At 63.1% G+C, this 16,279-nt stretch carries 15 protein-coding genes; 10 read left to right on the top strand and 5 right to left on the bottom strand.

The window, feature by feature from the left end; genetic code table 11:
• Window positions 1-98 precede the first annotated feature (98 nt).
• The 3 genes from LQ788_RS11785 to holA all read left to right on the top strand — a co-directional run bounded on the left by LQ788_RS11785 (window position 99) and on the right by holA (window position 4,384).
• Window positions 99-1,046, top strand: coding sequence for a helix-hairpin-helix domain-containing protein (locus LQ788_RS11785; RefSeq protein WP_231441194.1), 948 nt, complete (start codon window positions 99-101; stop codon window positions 1,044-1,046).
• Window positions 1,030-3,336: a ComEC/Rec2 family competence protein gene (locus LQ788_RS11780; RefSeq protein WP_231441192.1), complete on the top strand. Its 2,307-nt coding sequence runs from the start codon at window positions 1,030-1,032 to the stop codon at window positions 3,334-3,336. The genes LQ788_RS11785 and LQ788_RS11780 overlap by 17 nt, the downstream gene beginning before the upstream one ends.
• Window positions 3,337-3,400: 64 nt before the next feature.
• Entirely contained in the window at window positions 3,401-4,384 is a 984-nt protein-coding gene (gene holA / locus LQ788_RS11775; RefSeq protein WP_231441190.1) for a DNA polymerase III subunit delta, read from the top strand.
• A gap of 74 nt (window positions 4,385-4,458) precedes the next feature.
• On the opposite strand, the gene rpsT is transcribed toward holA, so the two are convergent.
• The 3 genes from rpsT to LQ788_RS11760 all read right to left on the bottom strand — a co-directional run bounded on the left by rpsT (window position 4,459) and on the right by LQ788_RS11760 (window position 6,284).
• Entirely contained in the window at window positions 4,459-4,719 is a 261-nt protein-coding gene (gene rpsT / locus LQ788_RS11770) for a 30S ribosomal protein S20 (RefSeq protein ID WP_009881477.1), read from the bottom strand.
• Window positions 4,720-4,926: 207 nt separating this feature from the next.
• On the bottom strand, window positions 4,927-5,505 hold the full coding sequence (locus tag LQ788_RS11765) for a type II toxin-antitoxin system PemK/MazF family toxin (RefSeq protein WP_231441188.1): 579 nt from the start codon (window positions 5,503-5,505) through the stop codon (window positions 4,927-4,929).
• An 11-nt stretch (window positions 5,506-5,516) separates the two neighbouring features.
• Window positions 5,517-6,284 carry an endonuclease/exonuclease/phosphatase family protein gene (locus LQ788_RS11760; RefSeq protein WP_231441186.1) on the bottom strand — a complete coding sequence of 256 codons (768 nt, stop codon included), beginning with the start codon at window positions 6,282-6,284 and terminating at the stop codon, window positions 5,517-5,519.
• A gap of 219 nt (window positions 6,285-6,503) precedes the next feature.
• Here LQ788_RS11760 and lepA point away from each other — a divergent pair, with 219 nt between their 5' ends.
• Together lepA and hemW are read left to right on the top strand one after the other, a co-directional pair.
• Window positions 6,504-8,375, top strand: coding sequence for a translation elongation factor 4 (lepA, locus tag LQ788_RS11755; RefSeq protein WP_231441184.1), 1,872 nt, complete (start codon window positions 6,504-6,506; stop codon window positions 8,373-8,375).
• Window positions 8,376-9,608, top strand: coding sequence for a radical SAM family heme chaperone HemW (gene hemW / locus LQ788_RS11750; RefSeq protein ID WP_231441181.1), 1,233 nt, complete (start codon window positions 8,376-8,378; stop codon window positions 9,606-9,608).
• A 108-nt stretch (window positions 9,609-9,716) separates the two neighbouring features.
• On the opposite strand, the gene LQ788_RS11745 is transcribed toward hemW, so the two are convergent.
• Both LQ788_RS11745 and LQ788_RS11740 read right to left on the bottom strand, forming a co-directional pair.
• Complete coding sequence (locus LQ788_RS11745) at window positions 9,717-10,514, bottom strand: DUF4870 domain-containing protein (RefSeq protein WP_231441179.1); 798 nt, start codon at window positions 10,512-10,514, stop codon at window positions 9,717-9,719.
• A gap of 157 nt (window positions 10,515-10,671) precedes the next feature.
• Window positions 10,672-11,535, bottom strand: a complete 864-nt coding sequence (locus LQ788_RS11740; RefSeq protein WP_231441177.1) for a DUF3097 family protein — start codon at window positions 11,533-11,535, stop codon at window positions 10,672-10,674.
• A gap of 140 nt (window positions 11,536-11,675) precedes the next feature.
• Here LQ788_RS11740 and hrcA point away from each other — a divergent pair, with 140 nt between their 5' ends.
• The 5 genes from hrcA (at window position 11,676) to ybeY (ending at window position 16,277) form a co-directional block, all read left to right on the top strand.
• Window positions 11,676-12,746, top strand: coding sequence for a heat-inducible transcriptional repressor HrcA (gene hrcA / locus LQ788_RS11735; protein WP_231441175.1), 1,071 nt, complete (start codon window positions 11,676-11,678; stop codon window positions 12,744-12,746).
• A 103-nt stretch (window positions 12,747-12,849) separates the two neighbouring features.
• Window positions 12,850-13,968: a molecular chaperone DnaJ gene (gene dnaJ, locus LQ788_RS11730; protein ID WP_231441173.1), complete on the top strand. Its 1,119-nt coding sequence runs from the start codon at window positions 12,850-12,852 to the stop codon at window positions 13,966-13,968.
• The gene (locus tag LQ788_RS11725) at window positions 13,965-14,711 is read left to right on the top strand and encodes a 16S rRNA (uracil(1498)-N(3))-methyltransferase (protein ID WP_231441171.1); all 747 of its coding nucleotides are present in this window, start codon (window positions 13,965-13,967) and stop codon (window positions 14,709-14,711) included. The genes dnaJ and LQ788_RS11725 overlap by 4 nt, the downstream gene beginning before the upstream one ends.
• Window positions 14,712-14,739: 28 nt before the next feature.
• The gene (locus tag LQ788_RS11720; RefSeq protein WP_009881467.1) at window positions 14,740-15,792 is read left to right on the top strand and encodes a PhoH family protein; all 1,053 of its coding nucleotides are present in this window, start codon (window positions 14,740-14,742) and stop codon (window positions 15,790-15,792) included.
• Complete coding sequence (ybeY, locus tag LQ788_RS11715; RefSeq protein WP_231441168.1) at window positions 15,789-16,277, top strand: rRNA maturation RNase YbeY; 489 nt, start codon at window positions 15,789-15,791, stop codon at window positions 16,275-16,277. The genes LQ788_RS11720 and ybeY overlap by 4 nt, the downstream gene beginning before the upstream one ends.
• The last annotated feature ends 2 nt before the right edge of the window (window positions 16,278-16,279 follow it).

Below are 16,279 nucleotides of genomic sequence, written 5' to 3'. Positions count from 1 at the left end.
CCGACTCCTGTGCCTGTGACCTGTGGATGGGCAAACGGTGTCCACAGGCAGCAATCTGGGCCTGGTGCCCTCGTGATCACCGACCATAGCTTGTCGACATGGCTGTCTCTCCCGATGATCGCTTCGCAGGCCTCATCAACTCCAGTGCCGAGCGCGGCGGCTGGGTACCAGGAGACGTCTTCGGCAGCGACAGCGAAGGAGAGGACGAGCCGGTAGAGCCGCGCCGAGTGCGACTGCCCATCCTCGTAGCTCTGGCAGTCGTGACCATTGCTGTGCTCGTCATCGCCTTCCTCCTCTTTCGTCCGGCCCCACAGCACGCAGCTTCCGGAGACCGGGTGGGCACTGCCGACGAGCACGGGTCGACGTCCCAAGATGCATCGGGCACCGGCTCAGGCGACGGGGCCAGAGAGCGGTCCGATTCGGACCACGCTCAGCCCAGTGGCCCGGCAGAAGGCGATGCTGCTTCTGCAGCCCCGAGCACCGAGTCCGGCGATGTCATCGTTCACGTCACCGGAGCGGTGCAGCGCCCCGCCGTGGTGGTCTTGGCCCCCGGTGCCCGAGTCCAAGACGCAGTTGAGGCAGCTGGTGGCCTGAAGAGCGAAGCGGATGCGGAGGCGATCAATCTCGCTCGAGTCCTCCAAGACGGCGAGCAGGTCCACATTCCCATGCGCGGTGAGGGCCCCGCATCGGCCGCGTCCGAAGCAGACGGTGCTGGCACGAACGCAGCAGGGAACGCAGAACAGGGCGCAGGAGGCAGCACTGGACAGGACCGCGGCTCCGGCAGCGCAGGCAGCTCCGGAACCTCAGAAGGCTCAGCTACCTCAGGCAGTGCGTCCGCAAATCCGAATTCGGCTACCGCCGTCAATCTCAACACCGCTGACCTCACCACCCTGGAGACATTGCCGGGAGTAGGACCGGTCACCGCTGAGGCGATCATCGCCCACCGTGAGGAACAGCCCTTCGCCACCGTCGACGACCTGCTGCTGGTCCCAGGGATCGGACCCAAGACCTTCGAAAGTCTCAAAGACCTTGTCATCGTCGGGTAGGGCCGAAGGCGCGAAAGAGCGGCTGCAGGCCGCGTTCGGGTGGGTGCGCGGCGCTGCGCAGGTTTGGCCCGGGTCCTTCCGCCTGCTCATCTGTGCGCTGAGTCTGTGGATCACCGCCTTGGCAGCACCCGGTCTCTGGGCGCTCTTCGCTGTCCCACCCCTCGCCTGTCTCGGGTTCCTCTGCCTGCGCAAGCACCACCACCTCGGCGTGCTCCTCATCGTCTTCGCGTGTCTGTTCACAGTGCAGACCACGATGCTCGTGTCTGCACAGGGGCGTGATGAGGCCATCGAGATGGAGGGCATCGCGGTCGGGCACAGCCAGCCGGGTGACTCGGGCTGGTCACGGCTGACCGTGCTGACGTCGACTGGGATCACCGAGGTGCTCAGCCCCTCGGCGCCACCCGACGGTGCGCACGTGTCACTGCGCACCGAAGCCCTCGATGACATCCGCATCAGCAACGAGGACGCTCACATCATCGGCGCACCCAACGGACTATGGCAGTGGCGGGCAGATCTGCGCCTCCAGCTGCGCCACGATTCGCTGGCCTCGGGGCACAGCGGAGGTGCGCTGCTGCCGGGTCTCGTGGTCGGTGATACTGAGCCCCAGGACGCGCGGATGGAAGACGATATGCGCGTTGTGTCCCTGACGCACATCTCGGCTGTCTCCGGCAGCAATGTCACGATCGTCAGCCTCGGCGCCGGACTGCTTGCTGGCCTGTGCCGGGCTGGCCCCCGGACACGGGTGGGCGTCGGGGTGCTCACCTGCGTGGGATATGTCTTCGTTGTGGGCTTCGAGCCCAGTGCCATCCGCGCTGCGGGTATGGCGATCGCTGTCGCGCTCGTGTTCCTGCGTGGGGGAGGAATCTCACCTGTGGCAGTGATGAGCTCAACCGTGTGCATCCTGCTCAGTCTCGTCCCCGTGCTGGCAACCTCTGTGGGGTTCGTCCTCTCCGTCGTCTCCACTGCCGCGATCCTCTTCGTCGTTCCGATCCTTCTGCGGCGTCTGAGCCTGCACCTGTCCATGGTTCCCACGATCGTCATCAGTGCACTCATTGTGCCCCTGGTTGCTCAGCTGGCCTGTACCCCGGTGCTCGTGGCGATCGACCCGCGGATCGGTCTGTGGTCGGTGGCGGCGAACGCGCTCGCCGCGCCTGCTGTCCTGCCGGCCACCGTTCTGGGGTTCGTGTCGCTGGTGTGCGGGGGACTCGGGCTCCTCGGCATTCCCGGCCTGCTGTGGTGTGCACAGGTTCCCGCCTGGCTCGGCTCCCTGTGCGCCTGGTGGATCGTCGCCGTGGCCAGGGTCTGTGCCGGACTGCCGGGGGCAGCACTGGACTGGCCGAAACCTCCCGTGGGGACACTGGCAGCGCTCGGACTCCTCATCCTGTTGGCCGCGGGCCTATGGATGTTGGTGCGCCGAAGAGTGTGGGGGATCCCCACCGTCGTCGTCTGCATCTGCCTGACGGCGCTGATCATCGTCGTCGGCAGGACGAAGCCACCGGCCGATGACTGGCTGGTCATGATCTGCGATGTGGGTCAGGGCTCGGCAACGCTGATCAACCTCGGCGAGGGCGCAGGGCTCGTCGTGGACACGGGCAAGGACCCGAAGCCCGTCGACGTGTGCCTCGACGAGGGTGGGATCGAGGACTTCGACCTCGTCATCTCCCACTTCGACGCCGACCACAGCGCGGGGTATGCCGGAACCACGTGGTCACGGACCCTCCATCGTCTCTGGGTCTCCAGCAACGTCAGTGGGGGAGCAGACGTCCGCGGTGTCGTCGCAGACACCGGCGCCGAGGTGGTCCCGACAACACGCGGACGCAGCCTCGACGCCCCTGGGGCCCAAATCGAGGTGCTCTGGCCGCCAGCCCGAGAGACCGCAGGGACAGGGAGGGATGAGGAGGCAGACGTAGGCGAAGAGACAGTGGGGACGAAGATGCGCAATGAAGACTCCCTGGTCCTGCGGGTCGAACTTGAGGGGCTGAGCTTCCTCGTCCCCGGCGACATCGGCGAAGACGAACAGTTCGTTCTCGCTCAGAGCCTGGAACCCGTTGATCTGCTCATCGCACCCCACCACGGCTCCTCGGACCTGGCAGAGGACTTCTTCACGGCCGCAGGCGCTCGCCTGGGAGTCATTTCCGTGGGCGAGAACAGCTACGGACATCCCACCCCACGAGCCCAACGAGCATTCGGTCCGGTCCCCGTCCTGCGCACCGACCGCTGCGGCACAGTCGCCGTCTACGCACACGCGAAGTACAGCACCGCACGAGACTGTCACGGGGACGAGCAATGAACCCATCGAGGAGACACCTGTGACCGTTGCACATCGTGTCCACGGCTGACGATAGGCTTGGCCCATGGCAGTGAAGAAGACCCTGATTCCGTGGAGTTCCGCGAAGCCCGCGCCCGTTGTGATGATCTCCGGGAATGAGCCGGTGCTCATCCGTATGGCCAAGGACCGGATCGTGGCTGCCGCACGGAAGAAGGACCCGGAAGAGGTGGAATTCGACGCCGCCGGATATCAGGGTGGAGAGCTGCTCATGGCCGCCTCGCCCTCCTTGTTCTCCACCGCGAAGCTCATCATCGTCGACAGCGTTGAGAAGTGCTCGGAGGCGTTTCTGGCCGATGCGCTCGCCTACCTCGATGAGCCCAATGATGATGCTGTCGTCCTGCTCCTTCACGGAGGCGGCAATCGCGGCGCCAAACTGGTCAAGAAGATCGAGGCCAACGGGTTCCCGCGGGTCGATGCGGCGGCACTGAAGAATGAGAGCGACCGGGCCAAGTTCGCCCAGAGCCGGTTCAAGGCCGCGAAGAGGCAGATCGACGAATCCGGAATGGCAGCGCTCATGTCTGCGCTCGGAGCTGATCTGTCCGAACTCAACGCCGGAGTCGAACAGCTCATCGAGGACACGGACGGCACCATCACCGCGCAGATCGTCGATCAGTACTACGGCGGTCGCGTGGAAGCCACCGGCTTCAAGGTCGCCGATGCTGCGGTCGGGGGAGATGCGAAGAGTGCACTGAGCCTGCTGCGTCACGCCCTGTCGACTGGCTCGGATCCGGTTCCACTGGTGGCCGCCGTTGCGATGAAGCTGCGGGGGATGGCCAAGGTGCAGGGCTTCTCGGGATCGAGCGGTGAACTGGCAGCGGAGCTGAAGATGGCTCCGTGGCAGGTCGACCGGGCCCGTCGAGAGGTGCGCAGGTGGAACGAAGTGGCACTGGGACAGTCGTTGATTGCGGCGGCTGAGGCCGACGAGGCAGTCAAAGGCGGCGGCCGTGACCCGGTCTATGCCGTCGAATGGTTCGTCTCCGAGGTCTGCCGGCTGGCTCGCCAACGCTGAACTCAACGGTGAATAGATGAGGGGCCCGATCCAAACGGATCGGGCCCCTCGAAGCTATAGCCTCAGTGATCGACTCAGAGAGCGTTGATCTGCGTGGCCATGCGCGACTTGCGGTTCGCAGCGTTGTTCTTGTGCAGAACACCCTTCGAAACAGCCTTGTCGAGCTTCCGGGCGGCAACAGCATAAGCCTGCTGTGCTTCGTCCTTCTTGCCGGCAGCAATGTTCTCGCGGACGACGCGGACGTGTGACCGAACCTCGGACCGCACAGCCTTGTTGCGCTGGCGAGCCTTCTCGTTGGTTTCAATCCGCTTGATCTGTGACTTGATATTAGCCAATTTCAACACTCTTTCGTGTTAGTGGAACATGGTCGTGAGGGCACATCTGATCGACATACTCATCTCCGCGGGGAAACACATCGACGATATCGAATCTGATGGCATCTTCACCCGACCTAGACGAGACACACGCCATTGATGAAGATACTCTGCCAACGATACAGGCTGAACCTGCCAAGCAGAAATTGTCGGTGCCCGGGATTCGACTCAGCCCGCGTTGACGTTGTTCGCGACCTGTTCGAAGATCTCTCGGGGCATGACCGAGCCTTCTCGGCGGATGGTCTGCGGATCGAGCCGGATCACACGGTCGAGGCGGATCTCAGAGGGCCTGCCCTGTGAGTCCCAATCTCCGCTGCCGATGTTCATCCACCTGGCATGGCGGTCCTCGCGGACCTCCCCGACGCCACCTGGAATGTGGTCCTTGCTGGTGAGCATGAGTGCTAGTACCCACCGTCCGTCCTTGCCCACAACCAAAGACGGGCGATCCTTGCCCTGGCTGTGGTCCTCTTCGAAGGGGATCCACCCCCAGACGACTTCACCCGGATCGGCGTCGCCGTCGAGATCGGGTGCATAGGAGACGTTGACCGCGCCGCGGTAGTCACCGGGGTAGTCGCCACCCTTCGCCGAGGTGGATCCCGACGACCGTCCATCACCCTGAGGGGGACCGCTGGGGCGGGGACTCGAACCCTGCGAACCCGACTTCTTCCTCTGTGAATCTTTGTAGTATTTGACGCCTTCTCTGACGCCGATCCTGACAACGCGACTGACCAGTGATTTCCAACTCATGTGCACTGATCCTAATCGACGTAGCGCAGAACCGCTTCGACCGGAAAATGGTCGGAGGGATATTCGCCACCAGCTGAGAAGGTATTGATCCGGGTCGACACGGTCTGCAGGTCCGATGAGGTCAGGATCCAATCGATGCGAGGGTCGCCGTCCTGCGGTCCCTTGTAGCGATGGAAGGTGCCGATGTTCTCACCCGGGACAACTGCCCCGGTGTCGGTGAGTCCCACCTCGGTGCAGAAATAGTCGTACACGGGGGATCCGGTGGCGACATTGAAATCTCCGGTGACCACGCAAGGTCCGGCCACCTCGGCGAGGTGGCCGGCCATGATCTTGCCCGACTCGAGACGAGCCTCTTCTGATCTGTGGTCAAGGTGGGTGTTGAGCAGGCGCAGGGGCTGCCTGGTCACCAGGTCACGGAAGTCCACGACCGTCAGGGTCCGGGCATGGGAGACGCCCCAGGACTCGGAGGCGACTGTCTCCGGCTGTTCGGACAGCCAGCTGATGTCGACCCTGTCGACATCGAAACGGGACGAATCGTAGATGACTGCGGTGAATTCCCCGGAGTTGCCGCCCGAATGCCCCTCACCCAGCCAGATGTACTCCTCGGGAAGCAGGCTGATGAGAGTCTCGAGCTGGTCGAGTTCGCCCTCCTGGGTGCCGATGATGTGAGGGTGAGCCTGCGTGATGAGCTCGGCGGCGATCGGCAGACGTGTGGCCACAGGATGCCCGTCGAGAGCGGGATATCTGAGATTGAAGGTCATGATCGAGAAATCGCTCATGGCACAATCTTCGCCGATCAGCGGCGAATGTGTGAGATCAGGACCCGGATTCTCAACGAGTTCGTGTGGCCTCGTCGCGGCTCGGGGGTAGGCATCAGCGCGGCTCTGCCTGTGGCTTCACGAAGCAGAGGAGAGCACCATCCGGGGTGCGGAGGATTCCAGTCTGATGCACAACCCATGGAACAATGGAGATTCTGGTCTGTCGAAGGAAGGGCGTTCATGTCACCTCAGGTGAAGCCACAAGCACTCGAACGGATTTCTCCGTCCGCTACATCACCCGAGTTGATCCGCAATTTCTGCATCATCGCTCACATCGACCACGGCAAATCGACCCTGGCCGACAGGATGCTCCAGGTCACCGGTGCGGTTCAGCCGCGTGATATGCGTGCCCAGTACCTCGACCGGATGGACATCGAACGCGAACGCGGAATCACGATCAAGTCCCAGGCCGTGCGCATGGCCTGGGAGAACGACGACACCCCGTTCGCTCTGAACATGATCGACACTCCGGGACACGTCGACTTCAGCTATGAGGTCTCCAGATCCCTGGCCGCCTGCGAAGGTGCGCTCCTCCTCGTCGACGCAGCACAGGGCATCGAAGCCCAGACGCTGGCGAACCTCTACATGGCGATGGAGAACGATCTCGCGATCATTCCCGTCCTCAACAAGATCGACCTCCCTGCAGCCCAGCCCGAGAAGTACGCGGAAGAGCTCGCCAACCTCATCGGCTGCGAACCGGAGGACTGCCTGTTGGTGTCCGGCAAGACCGGCGAAGGCGTCGACGCGGTCCTCGACCGCATCATCTCCGACATTCCTGCACCCGTCGGCGATGCCGATGCCCCGGCGCGAGCCATGATCTTCGACTCCGTCTACGACACCTACCGGGGTGTTGTGACGTACGTGCGCCTCATCGACGGTGCCCTGCACCCGCGTGAGAAGCTGACGATGATGTCGACCGGCAGCACCCACGAACTCCTCGAGATCGGTGTCTCCTCCCCGGAACCGAAGGCCACGAAGGGCCTCGGCGTCGGCGAGGTCGGCTACCTCATCACCGGAGTCAAGGACGTGCGCCTGTCCAAGGTCGGCGATACTGTCACTTTGAATTCCGCTCCGGCCACGCAGGCGCTCGACGGCTACAAAGAACCCAAGCCCATGGTGTACTCCGGGCTGTTCCCAATCGACGGATCGGACTACCCGGTCCTGCGCGATGCCCTCGACAAGCTCAAACTCAACGACGCTTCTCTGGCCTACGAGCCGGAGACCTCGACGGCGCTGGGCTTCGGCTTCCGCTGCGGATTCCTCGGACTCCTCCACCTCGAGGTACTGCGCGACCGGCTCGAACGCGAATACGACCTCGACCTCATCTCCACCGCACCCAGCGTGATCTACGACGTCACTTTGGAAGACGGATCGGAGATGGAGGTCACGAACCCCAGCGAGTATCCGACGGGCAAGATCAAAGAGGTCCGCGAACCCATGGTTCGGGCCACGATCCTCACCCCGAGTGACTACATCGGTGCGGTCATGGAACTGTGCCAGACACGTCGCGGCAGCCTGCAGGGGATGGACTATCTGTCCTCGGATCGGGTCGAGATTCGCTACCGTCTGCCGCTGGCAGAGATCGTCTTCGACTTCTTCGACCAGCTGAAGTCGAAGACCAAGGGCTACGCGACACTCGACTACTCCGATGACGGTCAGGACGCAGCGGACCTGGTCAAGGTCGATATCCTGCTCCACGGTGATCAGGTCGACGCCTTCTCCGCGATCGTCCACCGCGACAACTCCTACTCCTACGGTGTGCTCATGGCCGGCAAGCTGCGCAAGCTGATCCCGCGCCAGCAGTTCGAGGTGCCGATCCAGGCCGCCATCGGTTCGCGCATCATCGCTCGCGAGACCATCCGCGCCATCCGCAAGGACGTGCTGAGCAAGTGCTACGGCGGTGACATCAGCCGTAAGCGCAAGCTGCTTGAAAAGCAGAAGGAAGGCAAGAAGCGGATGAAGGTGGTCGGCAACGTCGAGGTTCCACAGGAGGCCTTCATCGCCGCCCTGTCATCTGATGAGCCGGAGACCAAGAAGGACGCCAAGAAGTAAGTGCCGGCACAACCGACTGGAGAGACTCCACCGCTCGACGGTACGTTGCCGGCGTCGGCCGGGGTCGGCGCGGCTGCTCGCGGCCTGAGCCTCTACGTTCACGTCCCCTATTGCCGAGTCCGCTGCGGCTACTGCGATTTCAACACCTACACGGCCGAAGATCTGGGCCCCGGAGCCTCCCGGGACGACTACCGCAGCAATCTTGCCCGAGAGCTTGACCTCTCGGCCCGTGTCCTCGCCGAGGCGGGAGCCGGTGACCGCGAGGTCTCGACGATCTTCTTCGGCGGCGGCACCCCGACGATGTTGGCCGCCGAGGTGCTGGCCGGTGTGATGGATGACATCCGCGACCGTTATCGGCTGGCTCCCGATGTCGAGGTCACGACCGAAGCGAACCCGGACACGCTGGACCCGGCCTATATCGCGACCCTGGCTGCCGCCGGGTTCACCAGAATCTCCTTGGGCATGCAGTCGGCCGTGCCCCATGTGCTGGCCACCCTCGATCGCACTCATGACCCGGAGAAGATTCCGGATGTGGCTCGGTGGATCAAAGAGGCCGGTCTGGAACTCAGCCTCGACCTCATCTACGGAACACCGGGGGAGTCCATCGACGATTGGCGCAGGTCGTTGGAGGTGGCTCTGAGCAACGACGTCGACCACATCTCCGCCTATTCGCTCATCGTCGAACCCGGCACCAAGATGGGCGCCATGGTCCGCCGTGGCGAACTGCCGATGCCCGACGAAGACGACCTGGCCGATAAGTATGAGATCGCCGATGCGGCTATGGCGGCGGCTGGTCTGCATTGGTACGAGGTCAGCAACTGGTCAACCTCAGCTGAGACCCGCTGCGACCACAACATGGCCTACTGGCGAAATGCCGATTGGTGGGGCTTCGGACCCGGAGCCCATTCGCATATCGGGGGAGTGCGGTTCTGGAACGCCAAACATCCCCGCGCCTGGTCCGATCGACTCCTGGCAGGTGAGTCACCTGCCATCGGCCGCGAGGCCCTCGACGAGTCGACTCAGGAGATCGAACGGATCATGCTCGCAGCCCGCATCGATTCGGAACTGTCGCTGGACTCGTTGGGAGCAGGCAGCGAGCGAGCGATCCGCGGCTTTGTGAAGCAGGGACTGCTCAACGGTGATGCCGTGGACGAAGGCCGCTTCGAACCCACGCTGCAGGGACGGCTGATGGCGGACTACATGGTTCGCATCCTCACCGACTACGTGGACTGAACTGACGCTCAGCGAACTGAGCTGAACATGAAGAAGCCGCTGTCATCGCAATCGATGGCAGCGGCTTCTTGATGCTGAAACGACGCTCAGCTCATGGGGCAGACCTGATCACTTCACGAAGTTGATCACGAGTGGGAACTGATAGCCCTCTCCCTTGCTCCCGGCTACAGCGGCGATGATGTAGAGCACCGTGTAGAGGAGCGGGACGAGGAAAGCCAGGAAATAGACGAAGAACCCGAGTCCGAAGGTGACGATCGCGAGGAGGAAGCCGATGACCATGAACACCATGACGGCCGCGAACGTGGCGATGTAGTTCGTGATCATGGCGTTGAGGCCCTGCCGCGAATGTTCACGCACGTAGGGCGATTCGTCCTTCTTTATGAGGAACATGATCAGGGGCAGGAACCCGACGATGATCGACCCGAGGTGTGTCCAGAGAACTGTGGTTCTGTCGTTCTCGCTGGCCTGCCAGAACATCTCGGAACCGGGGCCGTAGGCATTCTCCGGGAGCATCCGTGAGTCGAACAGCGCCGGATTTCCGACCGGTTGTCCTGGTCCGTAGCTGTACGCCTGCTGCCCATAGGGCTGCTGGGCATATTGCTGCTGTCCCTGGCCATACGCTTGCTGTTGCCCGGACTGCTGCTGGCCGCTGTATGCCTGCTGTGATCCGTAGCCGGGCTGTTGCTGCTGCGAGGCATAACCCTGCTGCTGCGAACCGTAGCTGGGCTGAGCCGCCTGGCCCTGCTGTGAACCGTAGGTCTGCGGAGCGGGATTCGGCTGCTGGGAACCATAGTTCTGGTTCTGCTGACTGTAGGGCTGCTGGGGTCCAGAGGCCTGAGAATAGTTCGGTGGCATGGGACGCGACTGGTCAGAGCCGTTGTTGGGCTGCTGGGGGTTATAAGACATGCGGGTCCTTTCAGAGCTTCTGGTCATTCACACTATCGGAAATGCTCTGGCGCCGAATGGGGGAAAGCCCGAATCGTGTACCAGATCGATCACAAACTCCCCAGGGCCTCAACCGACCTGCGTTCTACCCGTCCCGGTGTCGTGTCCGAACGGGGCCTCACCCAACTGTCACGAAGTCGATGAGCTCCTCGACCCGACCGGAGAGCGTGGGCTCGACGTCGGCGATGGTGCCGACCTTACCCAGAATGCGCACCCAGCCCCGTGCCACGTCCCGGTGATCGGCGTGGGGCCAGCCGATGCGCTTCAGGATTCCCGTCTTCCAGTCCTCGCCTCGAGGGACGACCGGCCATTCCCTGATGCCCACGACATGAGGCTTGACCGCCTGCCAGATGTCGACATAGGGGTGTCCGATGATGTGGACGACATCGCGATAGCGAGGATCGGCACGCACCGCATCGGCGATCTTGGACTCTTTGGTGCCAGAGACCAGATGGTCAGCGAGAACCCCGACGCGGTGGTCCTTGTCTGGGCCGAAGGCGGCGAGTTTGTCAGCGACGTCATCCAAGCCGCCCAATGGTTCGACGACGACGCCCTCGATACGCAGATCGTCACCCCAGATCTTCTCCACCAGTTCAGCATCATGTTTGCCCTCGACCCAGATGCGCGATCCGCGAGCCACTCGGGCCCGGGCATTGCCGACTGCCCGCGATCCTGAGGCCGTTCGACCGGGGGCAGATTTCTTCTTAGCCGGGAGTTTGACGTCGACGGGCTTGCCCTCGAGCAGGAAGCCGGGCCCCAGTGGGAACGCGCGGACCTTGCCGGCCCGGTCCTCAAGATTGACGACGACGCCGGCAGTGGTCTTCTCGGCGCCGACGACGGCACCGACATATCCGCTCATGGCGTCTTCGAGGACCATTCCGAGTGCGAGCTCGACAGGGGTGGACTTCTTGGGTCGGTGCGAGGAAGGTGAGGAACCTGCCAGCACATCGGGCCCATAGCGATCAAAGGTATTCACGGTCAACCACCCTAATCAAGGACACGGTGCGATGGGCGATGACCCGCTGGGACAGGGGCGAAAGTGAATTCGAACTGCAAGAGGCGTAGAATTGGCACTCAAAGCAGATGAGTGCCAAATGCAGCGCCGAACTCAAGGAGGGACGAATGAACGACAGCAGACGAGCACAGGTTCTGCGTGCGATCGTCGAAGACTTCGTCGCCACCAATGAGCCCGTCGGGTCGAAGGCCATCGTTCAGCGCCACACGCTCGGAGTCTCACCAGCCACGATCCGCAACGACATGGCTCACCTCGAGCAGGAGGGCTACATCGCGCAGCCCCATACCTCCGCCGGTCGGATCCCAACCGACCTGGGCTACCGGATGTTCGTTGACCGCATCGACGACTTCAAGCCGCTGACCCAGGCTGAGCGGCGTGCGATCTTCCAGCTCATCGACGGCAACGGCGACCTCGATGACATGCTCGACCGTACGGTGCGAGTCCTCTCTGGTCTGACGCACCAGGTGGCACTGATCCAGTACCCGACGGTCTCTCGCGCCACGATCAAGCACATCGAGGTCGTGGGTCTGGGCCCCAACCGCATCCTCGTCGTCCTCATCACCGATGCCGGTCAGGTCGAACAGAAGATCGTGATCACACCGGGATTCATTGACGATGAATCACTGCGCGGAATCCGCGATGAGGTCAACACCGAATTCTCCGGCCAGAAACTCTCAAAGGTGATGAGCACGGTTACCCCCAGCACTACGGGTCAGGCCGCTGAGGGCACCGAGACAGAACCCCTCGCGGGAGCCAACTCAGTCGGCGCCGAGCTCGCCGCGGCTCTGACTCAGGTGCGAGCCGCCGTCACAGATCTTGTCATCGCCACGCGTGAAGAGCGCATCATCATGGCAGGCACAGCGAACCTGGCTCGCTCCGGGCGGGAGTTCGGTGAGAAGATGGCACCGATCCTCGAGGCATTCGAAGAGCAGGTCGTACTGCTCAAGCTGCTGACATCGATGGCCGAGGACCAAGAGGAGATCAGCGTTCGGATCGGTCGTGAGAATACTCACGAGTCATTCAGCTCGACATCCCTCGTGGCCGCCGAATATGGTCATGACGCGGGTTCCTCCGCGCGATTGGCTGTGCTCGGGCCGACCCGGATGGACTATCCGACGACGATCACCGCTGTGCGAGCCGTGGCGAAGTACGTCTCCTCTGTCCTCGATCAGAGCTAGATGAACCGATCCGACAGCGCACAGCACAGCTCGAACAAGCACCACACTGCGAACAGGCACGACAACGCGAACAACGCACACCACCAGGGAGAGAGAAGTTTCTGTGGCCGATCACTATGAAACACTCGGAGTGTCCAAAGACGCTTCGGCGGCTGAAATCAAATCGTCCTACCGAAAGCTGGCCCGGAAGTATCACCCCGATGTGAACCCCGGCCACGAGGACGAGTTCAAAGCCATTTCCCTCGCCTACGACGTTCTCTCCGACTCGGAGAAGCGCCGCAACTATGACATGGGCGGCGGCGAGAACGGTCAGGGCTTCCCTGCCGGCGGTGGCGGCTTCGGCGGCTTCGGAGACATCTTCGAAACCTTCTTCGGCGGAGGGGCCGGCTCGGCCGGTGGCCCGATGCCGCGCACGCAGCGTGGCAAGGACGCGCTCGTGGGAGTCAACATCGACCTCGAAACCGCAGCATTCGGCGGCAACATCGACCTCGACGTCGCCACAGCTGTCGTCTGTGACACCTGCTCGGGTGCCGGAACACAGCAGGGCACATCGGTTGAGACCTGCACCCTGTGCCACGGAGCTGGCAGCGTCCAGCGTATGACCCGGACACTGCTGGGCCAGATGGTGACCAACCAGACGTGCAACTCCTGCCACGGCTACGGCACTGTCATTCCCAACCCCTGCCTCAACTGCCAGGGAGACGGCCGCGTCCGCAAGCAGCGGACCATGAAGATCCGCATCCCCGCCGGAGTCTCCGACGGAACGCGCATCCAGCTCTCCTCCCAGGGCGAAGTAGGACCCGGTGGTGGACCTGCCGGCGATCTCTTCGTCGAGGTCATGGTGACCCGCCACGAAGTCTTCCAGCGCGACGGTGACAACCTGCGCGCCTCCGTCTCGGTGCCGATGACCGCGGCCGCCCTCGGCGCCTCGATTCCGTTCGATACCTTCGACGGCACTCAGGATCTCTCAATCGAGGCCGGCATCCAGTCCGGCACCGTCGTCAAGCTTCCCGGACTCGGCGCCACCCGTCTGCGTTCGGAGACCCGAGGCGACCTCCTCATCACGGTCGACGTGATGACACCGGACAAACTCGACGATGAGCAGAAGGACCTGCTGTCACAGTTGGCGAAGCTGCGCGAGGAGGAGACTCCACGCGCGCAGATCACCACCCAGAACCGGGGTATGTTCTCCCGCATGCGTGAGAAGTTCGCCGGTCGGTGAGTCTTCCCGTCTTCTTCTCCTCCCAGGTCGCCGAGGCGGCCGCCGGTCAGGTGCTCACATTCGGTGAGGATGTGGCCGGGCACGCGGTCCGAGTCCGCAGACTCGGACCCGGGGATGAGCTTGAAGTCGTCGACGGATCCGGCACTCGCGTGCGCGGCACCGTCACGAGCGCTTCGGCGAATGAAATGGGACTTCAGGTTGCTTCGGTGACCCACGCCGAGGTGGTACGACCGCGGTTGGTCCTCGTGCAGGCACTGGCGAAGGCCGACCGCGATCTGCAAGCGATCGAAGCCGCCACAGAGATCGGAGTCGACGAGGTGATCCCGTGGGCCGCCGAACGCTCGATCGCCGATTGGCCTGCGAAGAAGCGCGACAAACTCGCCGGTAAATGGGACAACGTCCTGCGGGCAGCGTCCTTGCAGGCCCGACGCTCTCGCTTCCCACTGCGCCACGACCTTGTCCGCGGCACCGGTTTGGCAGGGGCACTGTCCGATGGCGATACCGTCTACGTCCTCCACGAGGCGGCCGAGCTGAAACTCTCCCAGGCCCTGTCACGGTCCGAGGCTGGATCGGAACGCGTCGTTTTGGTCGTGGGACCCGAAGGCGGCATCAGCGACGCCGAGCTCGAGGCACTGTCGGCCATCGGCGCCGAAACAGTGCTCCTGGGCCCTACGGTCCTGCGTTCGTCCTCGGCCGGAGCAGCCGGCCTCGTCATGGCTCAGAATTCATTGGGCCGTTGGTGACGAAGCGGACTACGATGGAAGCACACAATTGCAGTACTCCCACAAGTACTCACAGTCACTAAGGATCATTCTGGACACCTCCACTCAGCCCACGAACTCTGTGAACAGCACACCTGCCGAAGCAGCCTCATCGGACACAGTGCGTCTCGTGATTCCCGACTCCATCGATCTGGTCGAGTTCTTCGGGCCGGGGGAGTCGAACCTGCGGAAGCTCGAGCGCGTCTTCCCCGAACTCAATCTGCACGTGCGCGCCAACCAGGTGCAGGCCAGCGGTGAGCCGACGCGCGTGGCGGCATTCGTCTCCGTCATCGGGGAACTCAAGAAGCTGCATGCCTCCGGCCACCGCATCAACGAGGAGACGATCGACCGGGTCGCGTCGTTCTCCTCTGAAGGACAGGCCGCCTCGGCGGTGATGGGCACGAACATCCTGTCCACACGCGGAAAATCCATCCGTCCCAAGACGATGGGCCAGCACGACTACGTCAAGGCGATCCGCAATCACACGATCACCTTCGGCATCGGCCCCGCAGGCACAGGCAAGACGTACCTGGCCATGGCGATGGCCATCAACGCACTGCAGCACAAAGAGGTCTCACGCATCATCCTCACCCGCCCGGCCGTGGAGGCAGGGGAGAGCCTGGGCTACCTGCCCGGGACGCTGAACGAGAAGATCGACCCCTATGTGCGTCCCCTCTACGATGCTCTGCACGACATGGTCGACCCCGAGTCGATCCCGCTGCTCATCGAAACCGGAACGATCGAGGTGGCCCCGCTGGCGTATATGCGCGGCCGGACTCTCAACGATGCGTTCATCATCCTCGACGAGGCGCAGAACACGACCGGTGAGCAGATGAAGATGTTCCTCACCCGTCTGGGCTTCGGTGCACGCATGGTCGTCACCGGCGACGTCTCCCAGATTGACCTGCCGGGCAAGACCCGTAGCGGTCTCAACGTCGTCCAGGACATCCTGACCGGAATCGAGGACCTGAAATTCTGCCACTTGGGCAGCAAGGACGTCGTCCGCCACTCGCTGGTGACGAAGATCGTCGACGCCTATGACCTGTGGGGAAGCAGCGAATGAATACCGAGATCTCTAACGAAACCGACTCATCGATCGACCTCGACGAGGTTGTGGCTCTGACCGAATACCTGGGTCAGGCCCTGCACATGCACCCCGGTGCCGAACTCGCGGTGACGATGGTCGACGCCACGGCCATGGCAGAACTCCACGTCACCTGGATGGACCTCGAAGGACCCACCGACGTGATGTCGTTCCCGATGGACCAGCTCACGCAGGGCCAGCCCGGTGCTCCCACCGAGGGCCAGATGGGCGACATCATCATCTGCCCCGAGGTGGCCGCTGCCCAGGCCGCATCGTCGGGTCATTCGACGATGGACGAGGTGCTGCTGCTGACGGTCCACGGATTCCTGCACCTGCTCGGCTATGACCACGGTGAGCCTGCGGAGAAGGAAGAGATGTTCGCCCTGCAGCGTCATCTTCTGCTGACCTTCTTCGCCGCTCGCTACGACGGTCGTACCGACATCCCCTCACCCACCGAGGTCTGAGC

It is taken from the genome of Brevibacterium zhoupengii (assembly GCF_021117425.1).
Classification (GTDB): domain Bacteria; phylum Actinomycetota; class Actinomycetes; order Actinomycetales; family Brevibacteriaceae; genus Brevibacterium; species Brevibacterium zhoupengii.
This window is presented reverse-complemented; position numbering and strand designations above follow the sequence as displayed.

Excerpts from the sequence above, each read along its gene's own strand:
- lepA (WP_231441184.1), top strand. The coding sequence starts at position 6,504 with ATGTCACCTCAGGTGAAGCCACAAGCACTCGAACGGATTTCTCCGTCC.
- LQ788_RS11760 (WP_231441186.1), bottom strand. The coding sequence starts at position 6,284 with ATGAGCGATTTCTCGATCATGACCTTCAATCTCAGATATCCCGCTCTC.
- LQ788_RS11765 (WP_231441188.1), bottom strand. The coding sequence starts at position 5,505 with ATGAGTTGGAAATCACTGGTCAGTCGCGTTGTCAGGATCGGCGTCAGA.
- holA (WP_231441190.1), top strand. The coding sequence starts at position 3,401 with ATGGCAGTGAAGAAGACCCTGATTCCGTGGAGTTCCGCGAAGCCCGCG.
- ybeY (WP_231441168.1), top strand. The coding sequence starts at position 15,789 with ATGAATACCGAGATCTCTAACGAAACCGACTCATCGATCGACCTCGAC.
- hrcA (WP_231441175.1), top strand. The coding sequence starts at position 11,676 with ATGAACGACAGCAGACGAGCACAGGTTCTGCGTGCGATCGTCGAAGAC.
- LQ788_RS11745 (WP_231441179.1), bottom strand. The coding sequence starts at position 10,514 with ATGTCTTATAACCCCCAGCAGCCCAACAACGGCTCTGACCAGTCGCGT.
- LQ788_RS11785 (WP_231441194.1), top strand. The coding sequence starts at position 99 with ATGGCTGTCTCTCCCGATGATCGCTTCGCAGGCCTCATCAACTCCAGT.